Here is a 26,261-nt window from a genome sequence, read left to right on the forward strand (position 1 = left end):
CCTTTCAAGTCAAAACAACCTATACCATTGAACTAAAATCAAAAATCATTGCTGAAAAGCAGGGCGCGTTGCGCCCTGCCCTGCCAGTTTCAGAAGCAATCCGGCACCCATGCATCGATCCGGGCTTTCTGTGCCTCGGTCACGCCCAGTGCCTTTTGATGCTCTGGATCATTGAAGAGCTTGTGCAGCGCCTCGTTCTTGGCACCCTTTTTGGATTTCGCGAAGGCTTTGAACATGTCGGCGTCGATGTGCAGGTCCAGCAGGTCTTTGTAGAGATCATCCAGCTGCCAGCCTTTCAGACGCTTGAAGCAGTTTTCAGCCGAAGGGGTCCAGATCGCGCGCATGTCAGCCTCGATCTCAGCCTCGATCTCCGCCATGAACTCCGGGCGTTGGGTCAGAAACCGCCGGGCCAGAAAACCCGTGATCTCACCATTGCGGGTCTTCTTGCCCAGATCGCGAAACGCTTTGAACGCTTCCACGCTGCCTTGTGCGGCAATCTCGTGGAACTGGTCATAGGCTGCCTGTGCCGCTTCATCCCGTTCTCCGCCAAGACGCGGGTCGAGGATGAACTGGTCATCGATCTCGGGTGTGTTCCGCTCGGCACCACCATAGCCAAACCCAAACAGATTGCTGCTCAGACCGGAGGCCGGGGTGGCAAAGAAAGCAAACAGGCTCAACACATAATCAGGCTTGTCCAGCAGGGCCGTTTGAACCGCTGCCAGCCGGATCGCCACCATGTCGTCGATGAACTTCTGCGAATAAACTGGTTTTGGTTCTTCCTTGATCTCCGGTTCTTTGACCGGGGCCAGAACACCAGCCTCAATGGCAGCCTGAACATGTTCCGCCGCGACATAGGCCGGGGATGTTTTGATCTCGCCATTGTTGGTGACATAGACAAACACGCCGGACAGCTTGCGCTGCGCGTCAGAATAGAACGGCGCCGTATAGTCCTCAAGCGCGGCCAGCTCCTTTTCACCATCCGCGTCCAGAGCCTCACCCTCATAGAGTTCGGCAAGTTCGTCATACCGTTCGGCCTGTCCTTCGGTGAAGTCCCGGCTCACCATGTCCAAACGGTGCATGTCTTTCGTACCCGAGAACCCATAGGGAATGTAGCTTTCCTCATGGGTGTCCACCCAGTCCCAGCCTTCCGCGTCGCGCAGTTTTTCCGCTTCTACCGCCAGTTTCTCGGCAAACAGACGATCCAGTAACGCGCCTTCATTGAATAGGGTTTCATCGGCAAACAGATCAGCGGTGACGGTGCCGCCCGCCTCAACATAAGCCTTCTGCCCGACAAATACGGCCTTGCGGCTAGTGCTGCTAACAGCCTCCGACGTCAGTGCCTGTTTGACATCATGCTCACTGAACCACCGACATTCTTTGGCCCGTTCCAGAACCTCCAGAATTTTCTCTTCTTCGGTGCTGACGGTCATGGCCTTGGCCAGCCCCATGCTGATCTCACCGGCTTTGAGCGCATCCAGAACGGCGGCGGGCAGACTGGCAAGCGCGAGGCGGCGGCGCACATGGGATTCGGTCACGCCAAACGCATTGCTGATCTTGGCAATAGACAGAGATTTCTCGGCCATTTTGCCATAAGCACGGACCTCGTCCACAGGGTCCAGTTCTTCACGGGCGGTGTTCTCCGCATTGGCCCATTGCTCAGCCACGAAGGGATTGTCCGTGACCTTAACGGGAACCTGTGCCAGATCAGCGCGCTCAGTCACGGCGATGTTCAGAGCCCGTAGGCGGCGACCACCGGCAACGATTGCGACTTTGCCATCGGTATCGCGCAACCCGCTGAGGTTCTGGATCAAGCCACACATAACCAAACTGTCGGCCAGAAGTGCAATACCTTCCTCACCAACCTCCTGTCGTGGGTTGATGTCAGACAGGTAGAGATCGGACAGGGATACGGTTTCGATGGTTTCCGGTGCGGTGAATGTTTCGACTTTGCTCATGGGGCAAATCCTTGTTTGAGTGTTTGAGATCGTGTTAAGGGTGCCCTACCCCTTCCGGGGTAGAGCGGAGCCGTTTAGATGGCTGCGTGTTGGATCAGGAAGCGGCGCGCGATGTGGAAATTGTCGCCCTTCCTGATTAGCGCCCACGCTTCTGCGATACGTTGCTGCAAGATTTCATTGCTCATGGTGTTCACCTCCTTTCCGGTTTGGGATTGAGATCAGTATTCGCTGGGGCACATGATGGTCAGAACGCGGCGCGTCACTGACGTGTCAAACGGCCGGTCGGACCCATACGTGTAGTCCGTGTCGTAAAGATCGATCTTCCAGAACAGCTTCTGGTCACGGACTGTCACCGCCCCAAAGGTGTGATCGCCATAGGGGTCATTGCCCTCGTCAAACTGGTCATCCGACGCCACCGCTGCCAAAGCTGCAGTCTGGAACTCCATCCCTTCACCTGACACGCCGGGCGTGACAAATACCTGACCCTGAATTCCCTTAGAATGCATCTCGATTGCCGCAGTCGGATCGATCAGCGCTTTCCGAAATAGGTCATTCTGGGTCGCAATCTCTGCCGCCTGCAGGCTGGTGTCAGTGTCGATGTCTTTTGTCTTTTCAATGTCCAAAACCGTCTCTCCTTTTGTGGTGCGACCTCTGGGGTTGATCCCCTTTGGTGCTGGTTTTGAGCCGAGCCCTGAAAGGGCGTCGTCTCTAAAACCTGCCCCGTGGCGAACGCGGAGAGGGGCGAGACAGGACCAATCGACAAGAGTGGTGCGGCCCGCAGCGCAGGCGCGCGAGGACACGGTATTGTCTATTTGTCTTGTCCGAGGGGGGAGGCCGCGCCTTCCCCCTTACGGAAGGTAGCGTTTGGCTTGTCCAAATCCCGCCTGACCCACAAGGAAAGGACAAAGGATCTCTGATCCTGCGTGAGCGCAAAAGGGACCGTCACCCGAATGGGCAGATCACCACGGCATGGACCGACCATGACCCAAAGCCCCTGCCCCGGCTCGCAAGAGACGGGTCAGGGGCTACTGGGACAGGGAGATCATTCTGGGGTGTTCTGGGTGGAAGCCGATACGTCGGCTGAAACCTAGAGCCTGCTCACGAGCCGAAAGGCTCGGGATTTGCCACAGAAACAGACTGCAGCCCGAAGTCACTCACCGACCGGAACATACCCTCGACGGAGCTTTTGCTTTTCGAGATTGTGGAGCGCTTCACTAGCCAGGGCTTCGTCATCATACGTCACCATCATGGCTTGCCCGTTCGTGCCAATACGCCCCCAGGTACGAAGCACTGAAACCTCCCCAAACAACGTCGGCTGCAACTCGATGCCATAGAACCGCGCCATGTTGATCTCAGGGTCCACATGGATCAGGTGCACAGGTGTGGTGTCTGTCAGCTCCATGACGCGATTGTCGATCAATAAAGCTCGTCTGTCCAATGACTTTGCTGGAACAGTCAATTGGCAAGGATTCAGAACCGTGATGAAAACATTCGACAACTCAATCTGTCTGATGCTTGCCTCGTACCCATCCAGGTACAGGAGCTCATATTGGCACCATTCCACATTCCGCTGCTGGAACCGTTGTGACCACTGGCCAGAGTAGGTACGGTTTTCTCATATCTTGCAAAACGAAATAGAAGGATGAAGGCAACGTGGCTGAAATCTTGGAAGGCGGATGTTTTTGCGGTGAGGTTCGATACCAGGTCACTGGCAGCGCAGTAATGCAACTCATGTGTTTTTGCAGTGATTGCCTATCGATGACCGGAACGGACGGTTATGCCGGGTACATGATAAAGTCGGAAGACCTGCAGCTGCTGAAAGGCAAACCACGGACCTTTGAGAAGACCTCAAAGGAAGGTCGACCTGTCATCAAGCATTTTTGTGGCACCTGCGGATCAGGCCTGTGGGGCGTGACAGCCTTCGGATTGACGAGCATTGCGGCTGGGACATTGGATGAGCCAAACAACTTCAAGCCAACGAGCAAGGTTTTTGTGAAAGATGCCCCCAACTGGGCCAGGGTTCCCCACCATTTGGAAGAAATGTAGCGTTTGAAGCTTTGGTATCACCTACATTTCTGTCTTGGAGTTGTTCCTCTTGGTGACCCGAGTTGCTACGATTGTCGTTGAGGCAATAAGCAGGACATCGCGATGCGCAATGCAATCTTTTTACCCCTAATGGCTTTGTTCCTGGGGGTCGTCATGGACGTTAAACCGGCGGCGGCCGCGTCACTCGGAACATATGAGGTTTTTGGCGTCGAAGACGGTGACATGCTAAAAATGCGCAGTGGGCCTGGAACAGGGTTCAATGTGATCGTTGGTCTTCCAAATGGAACCGCACTACGAGTTCACGGCTGTGAGCAGACCGGTGGCACCCGTTGGTGCCGCGTCTCTTTGGAGCGCGCGCGCAAGCTTAAGGGATACGTCTCTTGGGCATATTTGCGGAAAATCTAATACGACAGCGATCAGCACCACCATCTTTTAGCAATCATAGAATACCGGCGGAAACGCCCTGACGAATCCACTAGTTGGGCTCACACCCGTCGTCGAAGCGGCTCGCAACATCCCCGAATTCGCTGGGTTCAGGACGGCCCTAAGGCTTTGACTGGGGAGCGCTTGATCGCCTGCACCGTAACGGATTGATCCTGGACCCGGTTGGAAAGGCAAAATCGGTGGTACTGACCGATGAAGGCCTGCGCCGCTCCGAAAAGCTTTTCACAGAGCTTTTTGGGCGGGAGCCAAAGACATAGCATTCGCCATGACAAGTCCCTCCATGTAACGCAGGTCTGCATACGCGTGTGGGCTGGCTGGCGGTTGCAATCTGCGCTAAATCGCCCCTGTCCGGCAAACAGGGAGAAGCTGAAGATGACAACGGGGAACGATCTTGGTGGGCTCATCGGGTTTATCACCCGTGACGAGATTTGGCATGAGCGGCTCGCTGATGTGTTGGACGAGCATTTTCTGCCAGCGCTCGAGGCCTTCGATCTTGAGTTCGAGGATCTGGGCGACTTGCTGGGCGAGGATTGGCCGATGGTCCTGTGGGGTGGTGGCCTGGAAGATTTGCTGGGCAGGACATTCGGAGCGGACGCCGAAAACGCTGCGGATGCTTATCTGAAAGGGAGCGGTTCCAAGGAGAGTGCGCAGACCCGCGCCTATATCAAAGGATTGCGGGACGCGTCGGTCAGCCTTTATGAGGTGAGCGAGGTAGACCCCGGCAGATCCATGGTCTTGCGCAACATGCTTTCGGACGCAGAGCCGGTTACCGTCCGGGAACACAGCGCGACGCAGATGCTGCAGCGATGGGATCGCATCGCAGCTCGGGTTGTCGCACAGGGGGATTATAACGTGATCTCGGGGGCGCTGCTCCCATTCGACCCCGACACCGTCGCGTTTTTTGAAGACGGGCTCCGCTCCGTGTTGAAATTGAACCCCGACGTTGAACTGAGGCTGACACAGGATCAGCTACACCGTTCCGCACCCCTCTTCACCAATGCCTGGCTCTTCGCACATCTGCCGAACCTACTGGATCCGGAACCACCACAAATCAGCAACAGCGATGGCGACAACCTGCTCTTTCACGACATGCGCTTCCCCCTCGCCAGCAAAGTGACGCAAAGCCAGGTATCTGAAAAGCTAACACAGTCCGCAGAACTCGTGATCTCAGGCCAGAAGGATTGGACCTGGCTTGACCTCGACACCCCGTCCGGCACCAAGCACGGCACCGGCCTCGTGTTGGACAAATCAATGTCAGGGGCCTCCGTGCTTGGGTCCCTAGATCTGAAAGGTCGGACACTCACACTTTCTGTGAGCTCTACAGCGCGCGCTGAACGCGGCGAAGCCCTGGTCCGGGACCTCCTGGGCGACCTGGTGAAATCTCCGCTGACATCAATCCAGACCGCCGAACAGATGATGGCGGATGACAGCACGAGTAACGGAGTGGCAGAAGAAGAGGACATCCCCCGTGCCCTTGCCCGTCAGATGGCCCACGAATATCTCGAACAGCATTACCGCGATACGCTTGACCAGCCGATTCCTGCCCTGGATGGCAAGACCCCGCGCCAGGCCGTTCGCAGCACGGCGGGCAGGAAGAAAGTCATAGACTGGCTGAAGACAATCGAAAACCGCAGCGCGCGCCAGACCGGCTCTCCGGTGGCTGAGTATGATTTCGGCTGGATGTGGGACGAGCTTGGTCTGTCAGACTACCGAAATTGGACCAGCGATGGTTCTTGCAAAAACCGTTCCAAAGCTTCGCCTCCTGAACCCATCGACTAACCCATGTTTTCCCGGCTGCGTCTTGCAGAGATGTGGCAAGGGTTATGCTGTCGCTGCGCGTCCAGATGGTTTGCCTCGTGACAGCTGGGGCACAACAAAATTTCAGTCTCCGTGGACACACCGGTTTCATAATCGAAACAGTACTCTTGTCCACATATTTCCAGCACCTCTCCACTCTTGGCCAGTTCCGAACTTGTCACCTCGCAGTGATCACAAATTCCGTCCAAGAGAGCTGATTGGAGTTCAGAAAGAACCACTGTTTTCTGAAAATTGCACACTCTGTCACTCATAACTGCTTCAGGCTTTCACAAAATGGTGAAGAGAGAAAGCTTGTGAAACAAGAATTCAAGGGAATGTGACATAGCCCAATGGGTTCGAGATTTAGTTTCGCCGATCATTGCCTGTAAGCTGCGCGGCGCGTCGAACTTTCACGTCAGCCGCCATCCCACAACAGACCCGCGCACATCAAAATACAACCTGGGCTAGTCCTCCCAGCGAAACGCGTCGTTGTCCGCCTTCACCCGACCAATAGACGGCAAAGCGAAGTGGTTTCCCAGCACAATACATCCCGTTTCCGAGGCGCTTTCCAACAGTTTCCGACGGGATGTCACGGCCATCTCAGCATCGGAATCAAACATAAAATGCCACTCGGGATGCCAGCACTGGGCGGTTGTATGGATTGCATCACCTGTAATCAGAGCGCGCCGGTCGCCACTGGTGATTTCGACCGAGACATGACCTGGTGTTTGGCCTGGCGTGGGGATCAGAGTGACGGAATACACCCTGTCGCAGTCCTAAGGTTCACAGGAGGCCCGAGACAAAGTAGGTTTCTTGTGCAGAGGTAACGGCAATAGGCGTGGATCAGAATGGCGCGACAGCTCCCACTCGAAGGTAACAAGCCCTTTCTGGTTTACGCCGGCACTGGCACCGACCTGATTTTCAATCATGGAATTGAGCTTCCCGGTTTCGCGTCGTTTCCATTGCTGGAAGAACCTGGCACCAGGGTGATACTGGCCGGTCAAATGCAGGCTCTTGTCGATCTGGCCCGTGAAATGAATGTCGGATGCATCCTTGATGCGCCCACATGGATGGCGAACGCCGACCGGGCAGCGCCCTTGGGGTACGATGCAGAGCGGCTCGCCGAAGTAAACAAAGATGCGGTCAGTCTAATGGAAGACGTGCGCCAAGCTGCCGCTCGCGATGATGTACTGGTGTCGGCCTGCATCGGCCCGCGCCATGATCCTTACGCCGACATCCCGCCGGTACCCGTCGAAGATGCACGTCAATACCACGCCGCTCAAATGCACAGCCTGAAAGACACAAGCCTCGATCTGGTCACCGCTTATACATTCAACCGCCCAAGCGAGGCAGCGGGATGCATCCTCGCCGCCCGGGACGCTGAACTGCCGATCATCATGTCTCTGGTTGTTGAGACAGACGGGTGCCTGGCAGACGGGACCAAACTTGTGGACGGAATTGACCAGATCGACGCAGCAACCGACTCGGCGGCGCTGTTTTTTATGGTCAACTGCGCTCACCCTACCCATTTCGCCGGAGCGCTTGGCAACCACCCCCGGCTGAGAGGCCTTGTGGCGAACGCTTCGAGTTGCTCGCATGCGGAACTTGACGAAGCAGATGAGCTGGACGAAGGCGATCCAGCTGAACTTGGTAAACAGATTGCCGCGATTGCGAGGCAGAATCCGTCGATCCAAGTATTTGGAGGATGCTGCGGTACCGACATGCGCCATCTGAAATCGATGATCAGCGAACTAGCATAGCCAACTTGGTTCAATCTGAGCGATAACGCTGAGATCTAAGGTGATCCCGTAATTTCTTTCCACAACTTGTTAGGAGATCGGCCCTTTGCTGCCGTTGACCGAGGGCGCGCATCGCTGCGGTGCGGCCCACCAGACCGGACTTTAGCTGCGACTGCGAAATCCAGCGATCGACAAACTCACGCATCGCGGACCAAGTGTGAATTCGCCGCGCTTGTCGCGATGGCAGCTCGGTGCGCTTCGCTGACGTCAGAACAAGCGTGAAAATGTATCGATTCTCGCCTGGATTGAAATACCTTCAAAGACAACACCAAAGAAGTGAATCTTTGTTCAGACTAACATGTTGGGTCTGCTTCTAGGGGGGGATGCCCAATGACCGAGACCGGCAAAACAGTCCACACGCCAGTGGCGCTTCAATGCCAAGTTCGGTGTGAATTTAGGCGTTCGCACCATCAATGGTCATCGGGTTAGCGCTCCGATTTGACACCAATATATTCCGGCAGATAACGCGGCGGCATTGGCCCCTTGTTCCGCCCGCCCTGTTGAATCTGTTCCCAGCCATGAGACAAGACGCCAACCGAGCGGGAAAGACAGAACAATCCCCGGGAAAGCGGTGCCGGGAACCCCAATTCGCAAAAGATAACAGCCGTGGCCCCATCGATATTCATCGCGATATCGGCACCGCGCTTACGTCCGATTTCCGTCTGTATAGCTTCACCGATATCGGCAAATCGCCCTTCTACAGTGCCTGACATCGCGGCCTCGCGTACCAACGCCATCAATCGCGGTGCGCGGGGATCGACGGGCTTGTGGAAACGGTGGCCAAAACCCGAGACGATCTTGCCATTTTCCTCACACCAGGCGGCGATACCGTCGCGGACGGCAACTTCCTGTTCAGCGCCGTCATCCATCCGTTTGGCGACGTCGAAATAAAGCTCGGCGCATTGTTCACCGGCGCCGCCATGCACGTCACCCAACATGTTGACCCCGGTGGCCATGACGTTGTTGAGCCCCAGCCCACAGGTCGCGGCCATACGCGCTGCGGCTATCGATGGCGCCTGCGGACCATGATCCACGCCCGCCACCAGCGCGCATTCAAAAAGCGCCGCCTGTTCTGGCGTGGGCAAATTGCCGCGCACCATGAGCCAGATCATCTGAGCAAAGCTGACGTTTCCGATCAGGTCCTGGATCGGGTGGCCGCGAAAGGCGATCCGCCCCGGAGCCATGTCGATAATTTCGGTGCGCCACCAGTGGCAAATGGCATCGGCGTCATTGCGTCCTGCGGGGTCCGTCATATCGCGCCATCCTTTGCCAGTTTTTCAATGTCTTCCGGTGAAAGACCTAACTCGCTCCAGATTTGAGAGTTGTGCTGCCCCAATGTGGGCGGTGGTGCATCGACGGTGGGCGCGCTGCCGTCCAATTTGATCCCGGTCGTGGCAACCTGAATGTCGCGTCCGACGCCGGGGACGTTTTCAAACTGGTCGAGGAAACCGCGGTCTGCAACCTGCGGCATTTCCAATACTTCCGGCACTGTCAAAACCGCTCCTGATGGCACACCAATGCTATTGAGTTCCTTGGCCCAGTCGCGCGGTGACCGGGTCTTCAACACGGTCTCCAGCTCAGTTTTCAGAGCCAGCCTATTGCGTTTGCGATCCTCGCGCGTGGCATATTCAGGCCGCTCGCGCAGCGCGGCCAATCCCAGGTGGTCCGTCAGTAGCTCCCATTGCTGGTCTTTGTTTGCGGCAATGTTGATCAACCCGCCCTTCGCTTCAAACGCACCGGAAGGCGCCGAAGTGGGGTTTTCATTGCCATTGGCAGTCGGATTGACGCCGGCGATCAGATAGTTCGACACCACCCAGCCCATTGTCGCCAGCACCGATTCCAGCATCGACACATCAATAAAGGTGCCGCGCGGATTGGCGTTCAGAGCAGATGAAATCGCAAAGGCTGCGGTGATGCCCCCCACAGTGTCTGCCACCGGATATCCAACGCGCAGCGGCGCGCTGTCGCTATCCCCGGTGATCGACATCACACCCGAGGTTCCCTGTATGATCTGGTCATAAGCCGGGCGGCGTATCCACGGGCCCTCTTGGCCAAAGCCGGAGATAGCACAATAGATGAGGGTCGGATTGGCCTCTTTCAGGGTCTGGTAGCCCACGCCGAGGCGCGTCATGACGCCGGGCCGGAAGTTTTCAACCACGACATCTGCAGTTTCGACCAGTTTCAGAAAAATCTCTCGACCCCGTGGGTTCTTGAGGTTGACCGTGACCGATTTCTTGCCCGCGTTCTGGGCGAGAAAGGACACGCCCATGTTGACTTTGTTCAGCTCTGGGTCGGCCCCCAGTTGGCGGGCGAGATCGCCCCGACCGACGGCTTCGACCTTGATAACCTCGCCGCCCAGATGCGCCAGATGATGACAACAGAACGGACCGGCAAGGACATTGGTCAGATCAAGAACACGAATGCCCTTCAAAGGTGTCTGCGACATTATCCGCGCCCCGCGTGTACAACCTTGGCCGCCGTGAAAAACTCGCGGCAATAGCTGCCTTTTTCCGGTGCACCATAAGAGGATCCCTTTCGGCCCGTAAAGGGTGCGTGGAAATCCATGCCGGCGGTGGGCAGATTGACTTGTATCATGCCTGCTTCGGCGTTCTGCGAGAAGTGATCGATTTTGGCGGGATCCCGCGTGACAATTCCTGCGGACAATCCAAATTCGCAGTCGTTGGACGTGGCCAGGGCGGCGTCGTAATCCGGCACGCGTAACACGGCGGCGATGGGCCCAAAGATTTCGTCTCGTGCCACGGCTGCGTCGGGTGACACATCCGTAAACAACGCAGGCGCAAAGTAATGGCCGGTTGTTTTGGATTTGACCTCGCCACCACCTGCGGCAAGCGTTGCACCGTCATCCACAGCCTGAGACACGTATCGTTTGTCGATGGCGAGCTGCGCTTCACTGGCGACCGGACCAATCTGGGTTTCCGGAGCGCGCGCATCACCGATCCGAAGGTCTTTCATTGCCGCGCAAAGACGGTCAACAAATGCGTCGTGAATGCCCTCGGTCACAATCAGGCGGGAAGACGCTGTGCAGCGTTGTCCGGTTGAGAAAAAGCTGCCCTGAACGGCGCAGTGCACCGCCAGATCCAGATCGGCGTCATCCAGCACGATCAAGGGGTTCTTCCCCCCCATCTCCAGCTGCATTTTCGCTCCTCGCGCAAACAGCGCCGCCCCCATATGGCGACCGACGGGTGTGGAACCGGTGAATGTGACCCCGGACACCTTGGGGTGCGTAACGATTGCCTCCCCAACCTCACGGCCTTTTCCCATCACAAGGTTGAACACCCCCTCAGGCACGCCCGCACGGGCAATAATATCGGACAACATCCATGCCGATCCGGGCACCAGTTCGGCAGGTTTGAACACAACCGTATTGCCATAGGCCAGAGCGGGTGCGATTTTCCATGCGGGGATCGCCAGTGGGAAATTCCAGGGCGTGATTACGCCCACAACGCCGATTGGCTCGCGTACAACATTTAGCGACACACCTTCGCGCAGAGATTGGTAGGTGTCGCCGGTCGCACGATACGCCTCAGCCGCGAAATATTTGAACAAATGCCCGGCGCGATGCGCTTCGGCCTTGGCTTCGGGCAAGGTTTTGCCCTCTTCGCGGGCCAGCATATCGCCCAGCTCGTCTACACGGGCGAGGATTTCCGACCCGATCCGGTCGAGCGCTTCGAACCGGACCAGAGGCGATGTCTTGCGCCAATTCGGCAGGGCCGCGGCCGCGGCCTCGATTGCGTCAACCGTTTGATCGGCGCTTGCCCGGGCATACTCGCCGATCGTGTCGTTCAGGTCGGACGGGTTGACATTGGGGGCCGCGTCGCTGCTAGCAACCCATGATCCGGCGATAAAGTTGGCAAAGGGGTTTGCAGTCATAGCGCTTCCTCAAGAACTGGTCGCCACCCGATATCTTCATGCCGGTGGTCCACAGTATTCACGTAAAAATAGGTCGGGCCATGATAGCCCCTGCACACCCGCCCATCGGCCCGTCTGGCAACCGGTTCGGCGGTCCAGCTGACCGCGCCGAACCAGTTCCACAAACGGTTATGAGGCGAGGTCAGATGATCCGGGCAAAGCGGTGCTGTACTATTGGCCGGGTCCGGTTGCGGAGCGTTCAACGCCCCGCTGCCCCCCACCAGCGCATCCCATTCATTGGGGCGCGTCGCCCCTGAAAAGGGTCACTACAGGGCGTATCCCCCCGTAAGCAACCGGCAGCGAAACAGGCGTCCATCAATCGACAGCTCTGTGCCATGGACATACCCCGCATCATCCAGATCCTGCCAGCTGACGCGGCTCATAAGCATCCGGTCGGCGACCATCAATCTTCTTCCACCGTCCTCAAATAGATGCCAGTTCAGGCGCAGGTTCGGGTCTTTGGGACTGTCGGTGAGCGCCCAGTTGTCCCAATTCGGGTCGCGTTCAAATTCCGGTAGGTTCCCGGGTTGCAGGCCCTCGTAAGGGCAAAGCGCTGACAGGTCTGTGATCCAGGGCCGTGTCGCGGGCGCAAGTGTTTTTCCTGCATGGGAAAACCCACCCAGCTGCTCTGTTCCTTTGTAGTCCATCATTGCTCTGTCACCGCCCCGGTCACAGGTTGTGTGCGGAAGCGACGCAGGATCCGGAACAACATTTCTGCAGCCAGAAATTCGGTACGCTCCGACGGATCAAGAGGAGGGGACACCTCAACAATATCCAGTCCACCCAACGGGGCCTCGGCCAGCCCATCCAGCAGATCGTAATACTGACGCGGTGTAATACCGCTATGAACGATTGAGCCGGTGCCGGGGAGGTAGCCAGCGTCCATCGCATCGATGTCGATTGACAGATACAGTTCGTCACATCCCTTCATGGCATGCTCCAACGCCTGACGAATTGCCTCTGCCGTCCCCAATTTATGTACGTCGCCAGCCGAAAACACCCGACCGCCCTGCTCTTCGATCAAGGCGAGTTCACCGCTGTCGACCCAACCGGTGATCCCGACCCAAACCATATTGGACACGTCGACATTGGGCAGTTCGGAAATCCGACGGGCATTGGTTGCGTGGTTATGGCTGCCCCACGCGCCAAGCCGGTCAGAGAAATCCAGATGACCGTCGATCTGGATATACCCAAAACGTGCATTTGGTGCGCGTTTGGCCAACCCACGGGAATAGCCAAGGCAGGCCGGGAAGCTATTATAGTGATCACCGCCCAGTGCCAGAGGGATCGCCCCTCCAACGCTCAGCGCCTCGGTCATTGCGGCAATGGCCTCGGTGGTTGCGTCTACATCCTCAGGGGTGATCACTGCATCCCCGCAATCCACGAGCCAGTCGCTGGCCGTTGCGCTTCTTTGGCCCGTATCTGGATCAAAACTGACCCCTGCGGTCGCATGGATTGCAATACCGTCGTTGCCTTACGCAGCGCCTCGGGACCAAACCTGGTTCCGAGCCGGCTTGAATGTGTCCAATCGCTGGGCATACCCACCACACCGATTTGGCCCGGACGGACGTCGGCGGCATCGAGCAGAGGCCCATCAAACAGCCGATACCCCGGTTGTGCCAGAGGCGGGAGAAATGTCGTTATCGCTGCAGTCATGTCAGTACTTTTTCCTTGGAAGTTTGGCGGCGCGGAAAATCAATCCCAAAGCCGAGGCGCGCATAGATAAACGCCAGAAGAGCCGTGACCATCAGGCGTTGGCCAACCTTCACGACACCCATTCCGGGACGGTTCGGATTCAGACCGGTCAACATAATGGCGCTGACCTCGTGCCGTCCCAAAAGCTCAAGCCATTGCACCACCGTCGCAAGATCGCAGCCCCCCAAACGGGGCCGATCACAAAGCGCACTGAGCGATGTTTCAAACACCGAGAGATCAAACCGAACAAACAACGGCTTTGATGGATCCCGCCACTCTGAAAACGCGGCACGCTGCGCGGCAGTATCTCTATTTACCGGCGTGGTCGTTCCGTTCGGCAAGGGCGCAATATGAAAATCGCGCGCATCGGCTGGTGTACCGCCAAGCTGCACTGTCTGACAATGAGGGAGCGCGCTCCGCGCCGTCTCGGACATGCGATCTGATCCGCCCAAAAAGATTGCACAGGCGCCATTGTCGCTGATCTGACGCATGGCCGCCTTCAAGGCCGCGTGGATCGCATCTTCGGACCCCGGTGCAATATCTCCGAGATCACAAAGCCGCTCGTGCAGGCCATCGGTACTGATATCCTGACGCGCATCGATATCTACGGGGTGACTGAATTGTGGATTTGCGTGCCAACCGAAATAGACCGAGGTTTCGCGTAATGCACGCGGCGCCAGAGATTGCCCTGCATGAGGTGCGTTTGTATCTTCAAACGGGATGCCCAGTACGGCCAGATCTCCAGACCGGACGTCGCCGATTGCTTTGGTCTGAGAGCGCATGAACGACAGATGCCCTGCCATGCGCGGCAACGGGGCCGAACGTAGAGGCATCAGCCTGCTCCTTTCTCAAGACGAGCTGTGACCGCTTGCAGGATCGCCAGTGCAGCGCGGGTTTCAGCCTTGCCACGGTTGTCCAGTTCCGGGGCAAGCCCAAAAACCGCAGCCGCGATGGTATCGCCCGGGGTGGCGTCAATTTGCGCGATCATTTGTGCTGGTGACATTCCCGTCAGGCGATGCGGGTGCGATACCCATTTGCCCGCAAGCTCTTGTAAATCCACAGACAGGATGACCGGTTGGGTGCGGGGCAAATGGCTCACTGCGCCGCCATTGACCCCAATGATGGGAACATCCGCACCTGTGACCTGTCTTGCGGCGACGTCAAGCGCTTCCAAACCGCTGGAATCGCCGCCTACCAACACCATGCGGGCACCGGTTTCAAGAACCGATTCACATTGCGAGGCAACTGCGAGAAAATGCTTGTCAGGTTCTAGCGGAAAGACGTTCACGTCCCCAAGGTCAATTGCATTCGCGGGTGTTACTGTGGGGCAGGACGCATACCGAAGCTGGCGCGCGAGATAGCGTTGCCCTGCCGATGGCCGGGCGAGATTGTCACAAAAATAGCCTGCAATCGCGACCTGACCGGGCACGAGATCTTCCAGATCGCCAATGGATGCGCCCAGAAAACTGGGGATCGCGTCAAACTGTATTTGCGCCGCTTCACTCATTGTGCAACGCCGCGTTCAGGGTTTCGATCGCCGCCAGTTCCGACATTCCCCTGGTGTCGCGCGCAGGCGCAAGGCCGGTGATCACAATCGCCTGCCATTTACAGGACATGGCACCAATGACGGAAACCAGCGTTTCAGGTTTCATCCCGCCGGGATTTAGGCCGACGCTGCCAGCTGCATGCCCCAGATCAATGACCGATATGTCGATCCACAAGACAGCGCGCTCGGGCGTGTCAGAATAGTCGCCGTGCCCTTCATCCAACTGCCGCGCGGTGCGCCAATCCATCTTGCGCTGGCTGATCAGATCCCAGACACCAGCAGGTTGATCGCCGTTCAATCCCACCCAGATCGTGTTGGCTGTTCGCGTCGCGATATCACGCCGGGCCAACGGCATGGCCGCGACAACTGGCAGATCAGGCAAGGCCCCCAGCACACCCGAGGCGACATCAGACGCGCCACCCAAGACAACGGGTACAACACCGTGATCCACCATTTGCGTCACAAGTTGTTCCAACGCGGCAGGCCAATCCCCTGACAGGTCCAGATTGCCAAGATCCCGACCATCTACAGGCAGTCCGATCCCAAGTTGGGCAGTCATTTTGCGCAGCGCATCGGGTGCCAGAGAGGTGCCGGATCGGGGCCCGGTGTTAACTTCGCTCGGAACGCCCATAACCCCAACACAATCAGCCTTACATTGCGAATGAATGCCAAAAGGAAGGTCCGCATAACCAGCTGTTATCATTTGTTTCCGCGCGCTATTCATTGCCAGACGCCTTCGTTATTTGCGATTTCCAATTGCGCTCAAACCGGCTATAAAAAGCGACGGATTTGCGTCGAAAGGTCTGCCTATGCCCGACAAGCCCCGATCCCCTGACGCCAATGGTGGTGTCGAAGCGGTAGAGCGCGCATTGCGTGTGCTGGACATCTTTGAGCCGGGCGATGCAGGCCTCTCTTTGAAGGAGGTTGCGGACCGCAGCGGGGTCAACAAGGCGACAATTCTGCGTCTGAGCGTGTCGCTTGAAAAGTTTGGTCATATTACGCGAGACGCCGAGGGTCTGTTTCACCTCGGGCCGTCTTTGTGGCGTCTTGGATCCGTGTTTCGCCAAAACCTGCGGATGGGGCCAATTGTGCGACCGGTGCTTGCGAATTTGGTGAATGCGACCGGCGAAAGTGCGTCGTTTTATGTGCAACGCGGCAACTCTGGCGTGTGCCTCTACCGGGTCAATTCGCCAAGGCTTGCGCGGGATCACGTTCAGGAGGGCGAGATCATTCCGCTGAGCATGGGCTCTTCGGGTCAGGTGCTGGATGCTTATTCCATCCGGCAGGGAAAACAGGCGGCCAGCATCCGAAAGGCCGGGTATTATCTCAGCCTTGGTGAACGCGATCCTGACGTCGCCGGACTGTCGGTTCCTGTTCTTGGGTTCGAAGATGAATTGCTGGGCGCGATCAGCTTGTCCGGCCTGCGCGTCCGCTTCAATGACACAGCCGTCGAAAAGTATCGCGCGGCGGTCCTTGATGCCGCCCGCCAGATTCGGGTGGAGTTTGGCGAAAAATAAGACCCGCATCATTGTGCCTTGTCTTTCCGACGCCCGATCATCTGCACACCGATAAGCGCCGTGATGGACACGACAATCAGACAGGTCGAGATCGCCGCGATTGTCGGATCAAGCTGATCACGCAGTGAATTGAACATGCGCCGGGTGATTGTGGCGTTTTCCCCGCCCGAGACCAGCATCGAGATCACAACCTCGTCCAGCGACGTGATAAATGCCAGAAAAGCCCCTGTCTGGATCGAGAATTTCACCTGCGGTACGGTGATTGTCCACAATGCGTATGCACGGGACGCCCCTAAGCTGCGCGCTGCAAGCTCCTGATCGAAATCATAATTCTGCAATCCCGACATCACCGTCACGATCACGAATGGCAGCGCCAGCGCAGTATGGGCGATCACGATCCCGGTCAGTGTGTAATTGAGCCCCAGCTTGGCATAGAGGCTGAACACTCCAACAGCGATCAGGATCACTGGCACGACAATCGGCATGATCACAAGGATTTGAGCCGCGCTCCTGATACGAGGCGCAGAGCAATGCAGACCATAGGCACAAAGTGAGCCCAGGGGCGTCGCGATTGCCGTGGTCAGCGCCGCCGCGATCAGCGAGGTCTTTGTTGCGCTCATCCATTCCGGCGACGTGACATAGGCCACGTACCAGCGAAACGAGAGCGATGTCGGCGGGAATTCCAGATAGGATGCCCCCGAAAACGACATCGGGATAACGATCAGCGTGGGCAGGATGAGAAAGAACAGCACAGCAATGCCGACCACTGTCAGCCACAGGCCGTCGATTTTACGTTGTCCGACTTGTTCCATTTTCAGATCCTCAGCGCATAAACAGTTTGTCGAGCCCGAAGACACGGTTCATCAGCCAGATCATCGCCAGCGCCAGCAACAGCAGGACCACGCCCAGGGCTGATGCGGCCCCCCAGTTCGAATAGACTGTGATGGTGCTTTCGATACGCTGCGCCAGCATCTGAACCCGGCCACCGCCCAGCAAAGCCGGTGTGACAAAGAACCCAAGCGACAGGATGAAAACCAGCACGATGCCGGCAAAAAGGCCCGGCAGGGACATTGGGAAAAATACCCGCCAAAAGGCCCCGCGCGGGCTGGAACCAAGGCCCACGGCGGCTCGGACCAGGTCGCCGTCAATATTGCGCATAGTGGCGTAGAGCGGCAGAACCAAAAAAGGCAGCATGATATGCACCATGCCAATGATGGAGCCGGTCAGATTGTGCGCCAGTTGCAGCGGTTCTTCGATAATGCCAAGTGACATCAGCGACGAATTGATGATCCCATTGCGCTGCAAAAGCACCAGCCACGCATAGGTCCGCACCAGAACCGAGGTCCAGAAGGGGACCAGCACAAACACCATCAGAATGGCCGCTGTTTTGTTCGGCATCTTTGTCAGCCAGTAGCACAGCGGGTAGCCGAGAAGGACGCAAATCACCGTCACGGCAATGCTGATCTGAAACGTGACGACAAAGGTTCGCCGATAGAGAGCACTACTAAAGATGCGCGTGTAATTTTCCGTGCTCAGTTCGCCTGCCGCATTGAAAAACGACAGCGAAGACAGCCAGAAAATCGGCAGGAAGACGACGATCAAGATCGTCAAAACCGCAGGCATCGAAAGCCCAAGAAACGTCAGTTTTTCGCGGCGTTCTTCGGATTTGAGCGTGCTGGCATTCTGAAGAGTCCCAGCACCTTCATACGTCTCGGCGATACTCATGCCACATGTTCCGGTACGATGATCGTATCTTCGGGATGCAGGGCAAGGCCGATTTGCTCTCCCTTCGACGGCAACCCGGTTTGGCCCGCGCGATTGGCAGGCACACGCACATTGATCTGACCAGCGCTGTCGTGCTGAACGATCACTAGAACGCTGTCGCCCTGATAAATGATGTCATGCACTTGGCCGGACAGGTCATTGGCGGCGTCTGGCACCGCGCCTGCTGTGACTTCCAGCAACTCGGGCCGGATGATCAGACGATGGCCTCCGCTGCCCAGCGCAATAGGCGTATTGGATTTCAGAACGCGCTCGCCAAGCTGCGCCGTGTCATTCGCTACACTAACCGGCAGGGAAATGGATTCCCCGATAAAATCCGCCACAAAGAAACTATGCGGCTGGCGATAGAGCCGCTCAGGCGTCGCGATCTGTTCGATCCGCCCATGATTGACCACTGCAATCCGGTCCGACATCGTCAGGGCTTCGCGCTGGTCATGGGTCACGTAAACGACAGTTGCATCCAGCTTTTCATGCAGCGCCTTCAATTCGATTTGCATATGTTCGCGCAACTTCTTGTCGAGCGCTGACAACGGCTCATCCATCAGAATGATCTGCGGCTCAAAAACCATGGCGCGGGCAAGGGCCACGCGCTGTCTTTGTCCCCCGGATAATTGCGTGATGCGCCGGTCGCCATAACCGCCCAGCTGCACGGTCTCCAGCGCGCGCTCGGCGCGGGCCTTCTGATCGCTTTTGGACACCCCGCGAATTTTCAACGGATAAGCCACGTTTTCTGCGACCGTCATGAACGGAAACAACGCATAGCTTTGGAACACCATGCCAAGGCCGCGCTTGTGGGGCGGCGTTGCAATCATTTCCTGTTCGCCAAACCGGATCGACCCGCCATCAGGACGCACAAATCCGGCCAGCGCCATCAAAAGCGTCGTCTTGCCGGAGCCTGATGGCCCCAGCAATGTCAGGAACTCGCCCGCGGCGATGTTCAAAGACACGTCATTCAGCGCTTTGACCGATCCGTAGGCCTTGCACAGGTTGGATATATCGATGGGAAGGGAGTGGGCTGCAGGTGACATGGGGGCTCCTAACCTGACAAAAATGGGCGCAGCACAAGATGTGCCGCGCCCAGATATTTTTACTGTTGGATCAGCGTGTCAAACTCTTCGGTCAACTCGCCCAGCTGGCCGATGTAAAAGTTCGGATCGACCAGAAGCTGCTTGCCATAGTTGTCGGGATGTGTGTTGACCTTCACTGCCATCTCATCCGAGATTATCCCGGTGCCGAAGGCACCCGAATTCACCGGACCCAACGGCATGGTCACCGCCAGCCTCGCCTGTGCTTCGGCGCTCAGCAATTCGTTGATAAGGCGCATCGCGTTGTCTTTATTCGGAGCCCCCTTGGGAACCAACAAGCAGTCCACGTCCATCGTGCCGCCATCAAAGGCATAGGCCACATCAATGCCCGACGCGATCACGCTTTCTACGCGGTTATGGCCCATATGGATCACGTCCACTTCGCCGTCACGCAGCAACTGCGCCGATTGCGACCCGCCGCGATACCAAACGGTAACTTCGGGGGCAATCTCACCCAGCTTGTCCCATGCGCGCGCCTTGCCCTCATTCGTGGCCAACGTGTCATAGATCTCGGCCATCGGCACACCATCCGCCATGAGCGCGGCTTCGAGGTTATAGTTCACCTTGCCGTGCATACCGCGCTTGCCGGGGAAGTTTTCCAGATCCCAGAACTCTGCCCAATTGGACGGGCCATTGTCGCCAAATGCATCCTTGCGATAGGCAATCACCTTGGTGAAGTTGATGAAGCCGATGTAATTGTCATGGATCAGCTCTTTCGGAATGCCTGTGGTGTCAACAATCGAATAGTCGATCGGCTCAAGGCTGCCTTCCCGGCTCAGGGTTTCACACGAAGGCAAATCCTGTTCTGTAACGTCCCATGCAACGGCACCCGCCGTGATCTGCGCGCGCACGTCCTGAATGCCGTTTGTCGTATCTTCCTTGACAGTGATATTCAGCGCACCAGCGGCAGGTTCCAGCATGGCTGAGCGCAAGGCATCCTGAAACGAGCCTCCCCAGGACGCAAACACGACCTCTCCCTCGGCAAAGGCAGGCGAAGCAATGGCCAGGCCACCTGCCACTAGCGCCGTGGTGAGCTTCAGTTTTTGGTTATCTTTCATCATGTCAGGCTCCTCCCGAACTGTTGGTTGGTTTGTGGCTTCGCGACATGCGCGGCTCCACATAATCATTCGCAATCGTTTCATCTAGCAAAACGTCATTTCAGTTTTACTAGAGCTGATGTTGGAATTGGTCAAGGATCTTTTGCCCCGTAGGATTCACACTCCCGTTTCCTGAGCATCAGAGCCTGGAAAATCTCGCAATTCGCGCATTGGTGCAGCATTCATCTGGGTTCGATCTTGCACATATGGCGTCTGAAGCGATCTTCGTCTGACCCGAAGTTAACTGCCACCGATTGAAGCATTTGGTGGAACGTGCGGACCGCAAACTCTCACTCGCTTTGCGTTGATCCGCGAATTTGAGTGGCAGCTTCTTGACAGTATGCGCCAATTGATCCTGACGACAGAATTGGTCAATTTGGGCTCAGCCCCGACCTCGGATGCGACGCAGCATCCCGTGATATGGAGGCATCGTCAACGTCAGGTTGTCGTTGTGGGAGGGCATGGCGGATCGGAGGATCAGTCATGGAAACACCAAACTTACCGGCCATTCGTGCGCTTCGCCCGGCTTGGAACAAAGGGCGCATCGTTGGGCAAAAACGGCCACTGAAACCAAAACACGTCTGGGCAATCCGTGTTCGACTTGAACTCGCCGAGAACCATCGGGACCTGGCGCTGTTCAATATGGCAATCGACAGCAAACTGCGTGGCTGCGATCTCGTGAAGATGAAAGTCGTCGACGTGATGGCGTCCGGCCAGATCAAGGAACGAGCTTCGGTGTTGCAAAGCAAAACGCAGAAGCCGGTTCGTTTTGAAATCTCCGAAGGCACACGCGCCTCGGTTGAAAAGTGGATGGAAGATGAGCTCATGGTCGGCTCGGAGTACCTATGGCCGGGTCGTTTCCATGAACGCTTGCACATCTCGACACGCCAGTACGCCCGGATCGTCCGGGATTGGGTCACGTCGATCGGTCTGGAGGCCAGTGCATACGGAACGCATTCGATGCGGAGGACAAAAGTCACACAGATCTACAAGAAGACCGGCAACCTGCGGGCGGTCCAGCTGCTACTTGGGCACACCAAGATGGACAGCACCGTCCGGTATCTCGGTGTTGAGCTGGAAGATGCGCTTGCGATCGCAGAGGCCATTGAAATCTAACAACTTGGGCCGTCTTCGCGGACGGCCCAAACAAGACCTTGGCGAAATCTGCGGCGAACAGCGACGAGGAGCCCAGAGCGACGGTCTTCTTGCGGAGCAGGCAAGGACATCGCTTTAAAGTTTCAACTGACACGGCGTATTAGAAAATTCAGAAAAACTGCCCGTCAATCCTGCGCGGCTCGTAGACAAGCCTTCTTCCTGGCGAAAGTCCTTCGGGCAGTTTGACGCTTATATTGACCTTATAGGGTGTCGCCTGCCCGAAATGCGAACTCAATGTGAAGCGCAATTTCAACTGACCGGAGTCATCGAATTTGCCAGTGAAGTCCCTAAACCAAGGCCCTTCGGCCGCAAAGCCTTGGGCAGATAGCAAGGTCAGCTTGTCTCCATTGCGATTGATGCGCAAGGCTGCAAGTGGCTCGATTTTTCCGGGGAAATAGGCCTTGTCGGGCCGACTGGTTGTTTGCCAATAATCATCGTCCCATCTGCGTCTGATTAAGACAATGTAGTCACCATCAAAAGTCGCGAAAGACGGCGCGACCAACTGATTACAGACTCTTCCTTGCTCTCCTCGAAGTGCGGCAAGAGTTTCACTGGTCTCGAGGCTCTCAGGCGTCAGTCCAAGATTCTCTCTAGCGCTGATATACCGAGAGAAAGCAGATCTCGTGCGTGGGCCCGCAACACCGTCCGCTGTGCCAGCGCTGCAGCCAACGCGATTTAGCTCAGTTTGTATATCACGGATCAGGCTGCGCGTCTCTGTATCATCCTTCGCGCTTTGAGGCGATGTCGGCACAAGAGCTGCTACTTTGTCTCGCGCAGTACTACTGTTGCCCGGCACTTCGTCCTTCTGGTGCTCAGCAAGCAAGTCGTCCCGCAACGAAAGGGCGAGCGCGACTGCAAAATGATCCCTTTCGCCTTCGTATCGCTCCAGAAACATCTCGATCGCATCAAGCCTTCCGAGCGAACGCGCAAGTTCAAAGTCCGCATAAATCTGGTCTTCGACACGCTCAATTTCTTCCTCTGGCGTCGAGCCTGCAGCCGCATCTGGAACAAGAAAAATGTCTCTGGCGGGAAGCGAGCCATAAGTAAATGGCTCCTGATAGCCTTCTGTCAGAGTGTAAACCCTGTCGCGGACTCGCCGAAACAACTTGCCAATCTCAAGTCCGGGTTCCTCGATGTGGTTGAGCAGAGCCTGAGCATAGGGGCTGTTGCGGCCATCGCCGTCAAGCGCCAGCGTTCCGCTCCTTGCAGCATATCCAACCAACACACCTCCCGGATCGATACGTGCAAGTCCGCGTCCAATTGAGCGGGTGCTGTTTGTGCGCTCCATAGTCGCGAGGAATGGATTGTTGCGGCAGGCGTCAACCAACACGATCTTCAAGCCGGGTGCGCCCGCGATGGAGCTAATCAATGTGTTGAGGCGGATTGCCTCGAGTTCGATGTCACGGTCGCTCCGCAGTTCCGCACTGACAGGGATCAGGAAGTTCGTGTTGTCCAACTCGATGCCGTGGCCGGCGAAGTATACGATGACCGACTCGGCGTTTTTTGCCTTTTCTCCAAAGTCACGTATGGCAAGGCGCATGTCGCGGTAATCCAGATCAAGACCTGTTGTGACCTCAAACCCGATCCTGCGCAATGCCTCTGCAATGTCGATCGCATCATTCGACGGGTTTTTGAGATTGCTGACATGTTGGTAGTTCGCATTGCCAATTACCAAGGCAACTTTGTCCGCCAGCACCATCGCAGGCAGAAAACAAAACACAACTGAGAACAGGATACGCTTCATGTGAAATATCGCCGTTAACGCGTCTACCATATGAACGTTTCCACACTTTCGGAATTCAATCAATATGACCGGCGTGGACAAGCTCTAGCTCGGCTTAGGCCGCATAGCGGAGTTCGGGATTGACACGACGAAGGTTCGTTTCCCGCCCATTGCGCCAGTTTCGGCATGGACCATTCATATGAAGTACGAACTCGGAGCCGCCTTGCGGCGGGACAGAAAGATGCTCGCTTGGGAAGCTATCTAAACGTCAGCTTCCGCATTTCCTGCGAGCATGCGTAGCGACTGCAGCGAACTTCCACTTCCCGCGCTTCGTGCCGTACTTCAGCCCCCTACCCGTCCCGATCTAGCTTTAACCAATATCGCGTGTACCGGAGTTCACCCGTTCGGATCAAAGCGCCCTTCTCTACCAGGTTCTGGAGATCCCGCGTTGCTGTGGCGCGCGATGTTCCCGTGATCGAGATATAGTTCTCAGCGCTCAATCCCCCTGTGAACCCATCCGGCCCAGCCTTGAACAAACGGGCGATTACCTTGCTTTGGCGAGTGTTGAACTGATCACGGTACCGATCATAGAAGTGCGTCTTGGAAATAAAGAAACCAACCCGCTCAAGCGTCACCTGCTGTGCTGTAAGGACAGTTTCGGCAAACCAGACGAGCCACGGTGTGACTTCCAGCGTCTTTTGATGGCGTTCGAGTTGGTCGTAGTAAGCCTTCCGCTCTCGCTCGATCGTGAAAGCAAGGGCAATCAGACTTGGCTGACCGATATTCTGGGCCAAGGACTTTTCAGCCAGCGCCCTACCCAACCGGCCATTGCCGTCCTCAAAGGGATGAATGCTCTCGAAATACAGATGGCTCAAACCGGCCCGGATCAGTGCGCGCAATGGTTCGGGACCATCCGGTGCGGTCCGGTTGAACCAGGCTACGAACTGGTCCATTTCAGCCGGAACCTGATGTGAAGGTGGAGCTTCGAAATGCACCGTTGGGCGGTCGAGCCTGCCTGAGACGATTTGCATCGCATCCTCATGGCTCCGGTATGATCCAATCGTTTCCAGATGCCTGTCATGGGACAGAAGCATGTCATGCCACCGAAACAGGGTGTCGTGTGACAGTGGTTCCGAATAGTTGGAATAAACATCCACCATCATTTCAGAAACGCCCTGCTCGCGCGGTTTGGATGGATAGCTGTCGGGAGCCAGTCCAAGATGTCGGCGCAAGGAAGATTGCACGCTGAGACGATCCAGCATCTCACCTTCGATCGCGCTGGTCTTCATTGCTTCTTCGCTTAGCAGGTCGATACGCAATTGATCTCGATCCGATGTGTTCACATGATGAACCGCTCCAAGAACTTCCCCTGAGGACAACAGGAACTGTTGCTCGTATGGTTCGAGTCTTGCGGCGTCGTAACGAAAGGTAGGCCAGTCAGGGTTCTGCCAGTTCCACATCGTGAGGTATAAGCTTCCTTTCTATAACTCACTATTTATGGTTGCGTGATTTATAGAGGTCAATCCTATAGCTCACCTTTTTCAGACCCTTCGATCCAGTCATCACTTGGAGGTGTAATCTGAAAACGGTAAATTTCATCCTGTTTCCCCAAATTTACGTAGCATTGGATGTCCGCGAGAGCATTGCCTTTGGAGACAATTCGCCCTTTTCGATCTTGGCCAGCAACGAAATCAGGTAAGCCCCTGGAGATTGTATGTTCTCAGCACGTTGAAAGATGTATCCGAGAACAATGAAGCGAATAGCTGGGCCAAAAGTTGATTTCATTGCATACCAGGTTTGGCCAAGCCGTAGATACTCGGCGATATCATCCATAAGCCGATCACAGTGGTGCTGATCTTTTGCAAAGCGTAGTTCTGAGCATAGCCGTGGAAAACTGCGCTCCATTTGGTCTGGAGAAACCTGAATCTGAGAAAGCTTTTCTTTCTTAACTTCCGGATTCAAAGAGTCCTCTTTGTGCCCCTCAATTTCACTGTCACTGGCCCTCAAATTTTCTGTATCAGTCTGTGTTATCTCGGAGATTTCCACAGAGATTTCTGCCAACAGCTCGCTGAGTACATTCGCATCTGGTTTGCGACGCAGAGCATTGCGTACGGTGGTCACCAAATCAGAGATCGCGGTGTCATTTGCTACGAGTTCCTTAAGGCGCGCCAGAGCGGCGGAAACTTTGTCACGGAGTACAGTGAACTCGAGAACGCGATCAGCATGCCTCTGGGCTTCCTGAATGAACTCAGCGTGCCGTTCAGACAAAGGCATCAAGGAGAGCCCAGTTGCGGTGACCACCCTGCCCTGGCGATCCCGGCGCGCCCATCGCTTACCGTTTGCGCTCATGACGCGGCGGATAAGTCCAAGGTCCACCAGCGTCGAGATATGACGCTCAACTGTCTGCACGCTGACATGAGTTCGTTTGGCTATCGCCGCGTTGGACGCGAAACAGATGTGATGATCATCCTGGTCCGCAGCAATCTGATCACCGCCCATAAAGGAAACCATCGCTCTCAGGACATTGAGAGTTGTGGATTTTAACCCAAGAGGTTCTCTGGCCTCTTCAACGGCGCGAAGAAGTATCCATTTTTGGGCGTACTGTTCCCCTGCCCTGCCGTTCCCGACAAGGTCGCTCCAATTGGAGCCAATGCTGTTAGTGTTTTCATGATTATCTATCGGCAGACAAA

At 56.4% G+C, this 26,261-nt stretch carries 27 protein-coding genes and 1 pseudogene; 7 read left to right on the forward strand and 21 right to left on the reverse strand.

What is annotated here, in order from left to right:
- Positions 1–89: 89 nt before the first annotated feature.
- From ACR3E7_RS23485 to ACR3E7_RS23495, 3 genes are all read right to left on the reverse strand, one after another.
- Positions 90–1,955 carry a ParB/RepB/Spo0J family partition protein gene (locus tag ACR3E7_RS23485; RefSeq protein ID WP_170417794.1) on the reverse strand — a complete coding sequence of 622 codons (1,866 nt, stop codon included), beginning with the start codon at positions 1,953–1,955 and terminating at the stop codon, positions 90–92.
- 218 nt (positions 1,956–2,173) lie between these two features.
- Positions 2,174–2,578, reverse strand: a complete 405-nt coding sequence (locus ACR3E7_RS23490) for a DUF3768 domain-containing protein (protein WP_152460664.1) — start codon at positions 2,576–2,578, stop codon at positions 2,174–2,176.
- A 527-nt stretch (positions 2,579–3,105) separates the two neighbouring features.
- Positions 3,106–3,393, reverse strand: coding sequence for a WGR domain-containing protein (locus tag ACR3E7_RS23495; RefSeq protein WP_237215935.1), 288 nt, complete (start codon positions 3,391–3,393; stop codon positions 3,106–3,108).
- Positions 3,394–3,608: 215 nt separating this feature from the next.
- On the opposite strand from ACR3E7_RS23495, the gene ACR3E7_RS23500 reads away from it, so the two are divergent.
- The 4 genes and pseudogenes from ACR3E7_RS23500 to ACR3E7_RS23515 all read left to right on the forward strand — a co-directional run bounded on the left by ACR3E7_RS23500 (position 3,609) and on the right by ACR3E7_RS23515 (position 6,224).
- Complete coding sequence (locus ACR3E7_RS23500; RefSeq protein ID WP_152460663.1) at positions 3,609–4,001, forward strand: GFA family protein; 393 nt, start codon at positions 3,609–3,611, stop codon at positions 3,999–4,001.
- 102 nt (positions 4,002–4,103) lie between these two features.
- A complete protein-coding gene (locus ACR3E7_RS23505; protein ID WP_152460662.1) occupies positions 4,104–4,406 on the forward strand; it encodes an SH3 domain-containing protein in 303 nt (100 codons plus the stop codon).
- 155 nt (positions 4,407–4,561) lie between these two features.
- Positions 4,562–4,702 (forward strand): annotated as a pseudogene (locus ACR3E7_RS23510) (DUF6429 family protein); the annotation flags it as partial.
- Positions 4,703–4,817: 115 nt separating this feature from the next.
- Positions 4,818–6,224, forward strand: a complete 1,407-nt coding sequence (locus ACR3E7_RS23515) for a DUF7986 domain-containing protein (RefSeq protein ID WP_174819503.1) — start codon at positions 4,818–4,820, stop codon at positions 6,222–6,224.
- A 482-nt stretch (positions 6,225–6,706) separates the two neighbouring features.
- Here ACR3E7_RS23515 and ACR3E7_RS23520 read toward each other — a convergent pair whose 3' ends face one another.
- Positions 6,707–7,006: an MBL fold metallo-hydrolase gene (locus tag ACR3E7_RS23520; protein ID WP_170417797.1), complete on the reverse strand. Its 300-nt coding sequence runs from the start codon at positions 7,004–7,006 to the stop codon at positions 6,707–6,709.
- 84 nt (positions 7,007–7,090) lie between these two features.
- Here ACR3E7_RS23520 and ACR3E7_RS23525 point away from each other — a divergent pair, with 84 nt between their 5' ends.
- Positions 7,091–8,002: a homocysteine S-methyltransferase family protein gene (locus tag ACR3E7_RS23525; protein WP_170417800.1), complete on the forward strand. Its 912-nt coding sequence runs from the start codon at positions 7,091–7,093 to the stop codon at positions 8,000–8,002.
- 464 nt (positions 8,003–8,466) lie between these two features.
- On the opposite strand, the gene ACR3E7_RS23530 is transcribed toward ACR3E7_RS23525, so the two are convergent.
- From ACR3E7_RS23530 to ACR3E7_RS23575, 10 genes are read right to left on the reverse strand one after another with little or no spacing between them, the layout of a single operon-like run.
- Entirely contained in the window at positions 8,467–9,294 is an 828-nt protein-coding gene (locus tag ACR3E7_RS23530) for a citryl-CoA lyase (protein WP_170417803.1), read from the reverse strand.
- On the reverse strand, positions 9,291–10,487 hold the full coding sequence (locus tag ACR3E7_RS23535) for a CaiB/BaiF CoA transferase family protein (RefSeq protein WP_170417806.1): 1,197 nt from the start codon (positions 10,485–10,487) through the stop codon (positions 9,291–9,293). Before ACR3E7_RS23535 ends, ACR3E7_RS23530 begins: the two co-directional genes overlap by 4 nt.
- Positions 10,487–11,932, reverse strand: a complete 1,446-nt coding sequence (locus tag ACR3E7_RS23540) for an aldehyde dehydrogenase family protein (protein WP_170417809.1) — start codon at positions 11,930–11,932, stop codon at positions 10,487–10,489. The genes ACR3E7_RS23535 and ACR3E7_RS23540 overlap by 1 nt, the downstream gene beginning before the upstream one ends.
- On the reverse strand, positions 11,929–12,192 hold the full coding sequence (locus ACR3E7_RS23545) for a hypothetical protein (protein ID WP_480719592.1): 264 nt from the start codon (positions 12,190–12,192) through the stop codon (positions 11,929–11,931). The genes ACR3E7_RS23540 and ACR3E7_RS23545 overlap by 4 nt, the downstream gene beginning before the upstream one ends.
- A 45-nt stretch (positions 12,193–12,237) precedes the next feature.
- Positions 12,238–12,621, reverse strand: coding sequence for a hypothetical protein (locus ACR3E7_RS23550; RefSeq protein ID WP_480719594.1), 384 nt, complete (start codon positions 12,619–12,621; stop codon positions 12,238–12,240).
- Positions 12,618–13,337 carry an agmatinase family protein gene (locus ACR3E7_RS23555; RefSeq protein ID WP_480719596.1) on the reverse strand — a complete coding sequence of 240 codons (720 nt, stop codon included), beginning with the start codon at positions 13,335–13,337 and terminating at the stop codon, positions 12,618–12,620. The genes ACR3E7_RS23550 and ACR3E7_RS23555 overlap by 4 nt, the downstream gene beginning before the upstream one ends.
- Positions 13,334–13,627: an arginase family protein gene (locus ACR3E7_RS23560; RefSeq protein ID WP_480719599.1), complete on the reverse strand. Its 294-nt coding sequence runs from the start codon at positions 13,625–13,627 to the stop codon at positions 13,334–13,336. The genes ACR3E7_RS23555 and ACR3E7_RS23560 overlap by 4 nt, the downstream gene beginning before the upstream one ends.
- Positions 13,624–14,499 (reverse strand): arginase family protein, encoded by an 876-nt coding sequence (locus ACR3E7_RS23565; RefSeq protein ID WP_170417818.1) that lies wholly within the window; start codon positions 14,497–14,499, stop codon positions 13,624–13,626. The genes ACR3E7_RS23560 and ACR3E7_RS23565 overlap by 4 nt, the downstream gene beginning before the upstream one ends.
- Complete coding sequence (locus tag ACR3E7_RS23570; RefSeq protein WP_170417821.1) at positions 14,499–15,173, reverse strand: hypothetical protein; 675 nt, start codon at positions 15,171–15,173, stop codon at positions 14,499–14,501. The genes ACR3E7_RS23565 and ACR3E7_RS23570 overlap by 1 nt, the downstream gene beginning before the upstream one ends.
- On the reverse strand, positions 15,166–15,936 hold the full coding sequence (locus tag ACR3E7_RS23575; protein WP_170608326.1) for an arginase family protein: 771 nt from the start codon (positions 15,934–15,936) through the stop codon (positions 15,166–15,168). The genes ACR3E7_RS23570 and ACR3E7_RS23575 overlap by 8 nt, the downstream gene beginning before the upstream one ends.
- Positions 15,937–16,021: 85 nt before the next feature.
- On the opposite strand from ACR3E7_RS23575, the gene ACR3E7_RS23580 reads away from it, so the two are divergent.
- Positions 16,022–16,729 (forward strand): IclR family transcriptional regulator, encoded by a 708-nt coding sequence (locus tag ACR3E7_RS23580; RefSeq protein ID WP_170417827.1) that lies wholly within the window; start codon positions 16,022–16,024, stop codon positions 16,727–16,729.
- Between the two features lie 8 nt (positions 16,730–16,737).
- Here the strand turns inward: ACR3E7_RS23580 and ACR3E7_RS23585 are convergent, their stop codons facing one another.
- Genes ACR3E7_RS23585 through ACR3E7_RS23600 form a run of 4 tightly spaced genes read right to left on the reverse strand, consistent with a single transcriptional unit; the run spans position 16,738 to position 20,657 of the window.
- Positions 16,738–17,541 carry an ABC transporter permease gene (locus tag ACR3E7_RS23585; RefSeq protein WP_170417829.1) on the reverse strand — a complete coding sequence of 268 codons (804 nt, stop codon included), beginning with the start codon at positions 17,539–17,541 and terminating at the stop codon, positions 16,738–16,740.
- A gap of 10 nt (positions 17,542–17,551) precedes the next feature.
- Positions 17,552–18,454, reverse strand: a complete 903-nt coding sequence (locus ACR3E7_RS23590) for an ABC transporter permease (protein ID WP_170417832.1) — start codon at positions 18,452–18,454, stop codon at positions 17,552–17,554.
- Entirely contained in the window at positions 18,451–19,539 is a 1,089-nt protein-coding gene (locus tag ACR3E7_RS23595; RefSeq protein WP_170417835.1) for an ABC transporter ATP-binding protein, read from the reverse strand. The genes ACR3E7_RS23590 and ACR3E7_RS23595 overlap by 4 nt, the downstream gene beginning before the upstream one ends.
- A 59-nt stretch (positions 19,540–19,598) precedes the next feature.
- Positions 19,599–20,657 carry an ABC transporter substrate-binding protein gene (locus ACR3E7_RS23600; RefSeq protein ID WP_170417838.1) on the reverse strand — a complete coding sequence of 353 codons (1,059 nt, stop codon included), beginning with the start codon at positions 20,655–20,657 and terminating at the stop codon, positions 19,599–19,601.
- 519 nt (positions 20,658–21,176) lie between these two features.
- On the opposite strand from ACR3E7_RS23600, the gene ACR3E7_RS23605 reads away from it, so the two are divergent.
- Positions 21,177–21,809 carry a tyrosine-type recombinase/integrase gene (locus ACR3E7_RS23605; RefSeq protein ID WP_093037018.1) on the forward strand — a complete coding sequence of 211 codons (633 nt, stop codon included), beginning with the start codon at positions 21,177–21,179 and terminating at the stop codon, positions 21,807–21,809.
- Positions 21,810–21,957: 148 nt separating this feature from the next.
- On the opposite strand, the gene ACR3E7_RS23610 is transcribed toward ACR3E7_RS23605, so the two are convergent.
- The 3 genes from ACR3E7_RS23610 to ACR3E7_RS23620 all read right to left on the reverse strand — a co-directional run bounded on the left by ACR3E7_RS23610 (position 21,958) and on the right by ACR3E7_RS23620 (position 26,256).
- Positions 21,958–23,592: a caspase family protein gene (locus ACR3E7_RS23610; RefSeq protein ID WP_480719601.1), complete on the reverse strand. Its 1,635-nt coding sequence runs from the start codon at positions 23,590–23,592 to the stop codon at positions 21,958–21,960.
- A gap of 329 nt (positions 23,593–23,921) precedes the next feature.
- Positions 23,922–25,031, reverse strand: coding sequence for a Fic family protein (locus ACR3E7_RS23615; RefSeq protein ID WP_170417844.1), 1,110 nt, complete (start codon positions 25,029–25,031; stop codon positions 23,922–23,924).
- Between the two features lie 154 nt (positions 25,032–25,185).
- A complete protein-coding gene (locus ACR3E7_RS23620) occupies positions 25,186–26,256 on the reverse strand; it encodes a helix-turn-helix domain-containing protein (protein ID WP_480719621.1) in 1,071 nt (356 codons plus the stop codon).
- Between the last annotated feature and the right edge of the window lie 5 nt (positions 26,257–26,261).

This window comes from Ruegeria sp. BK1, assembly GCF_056535645.1.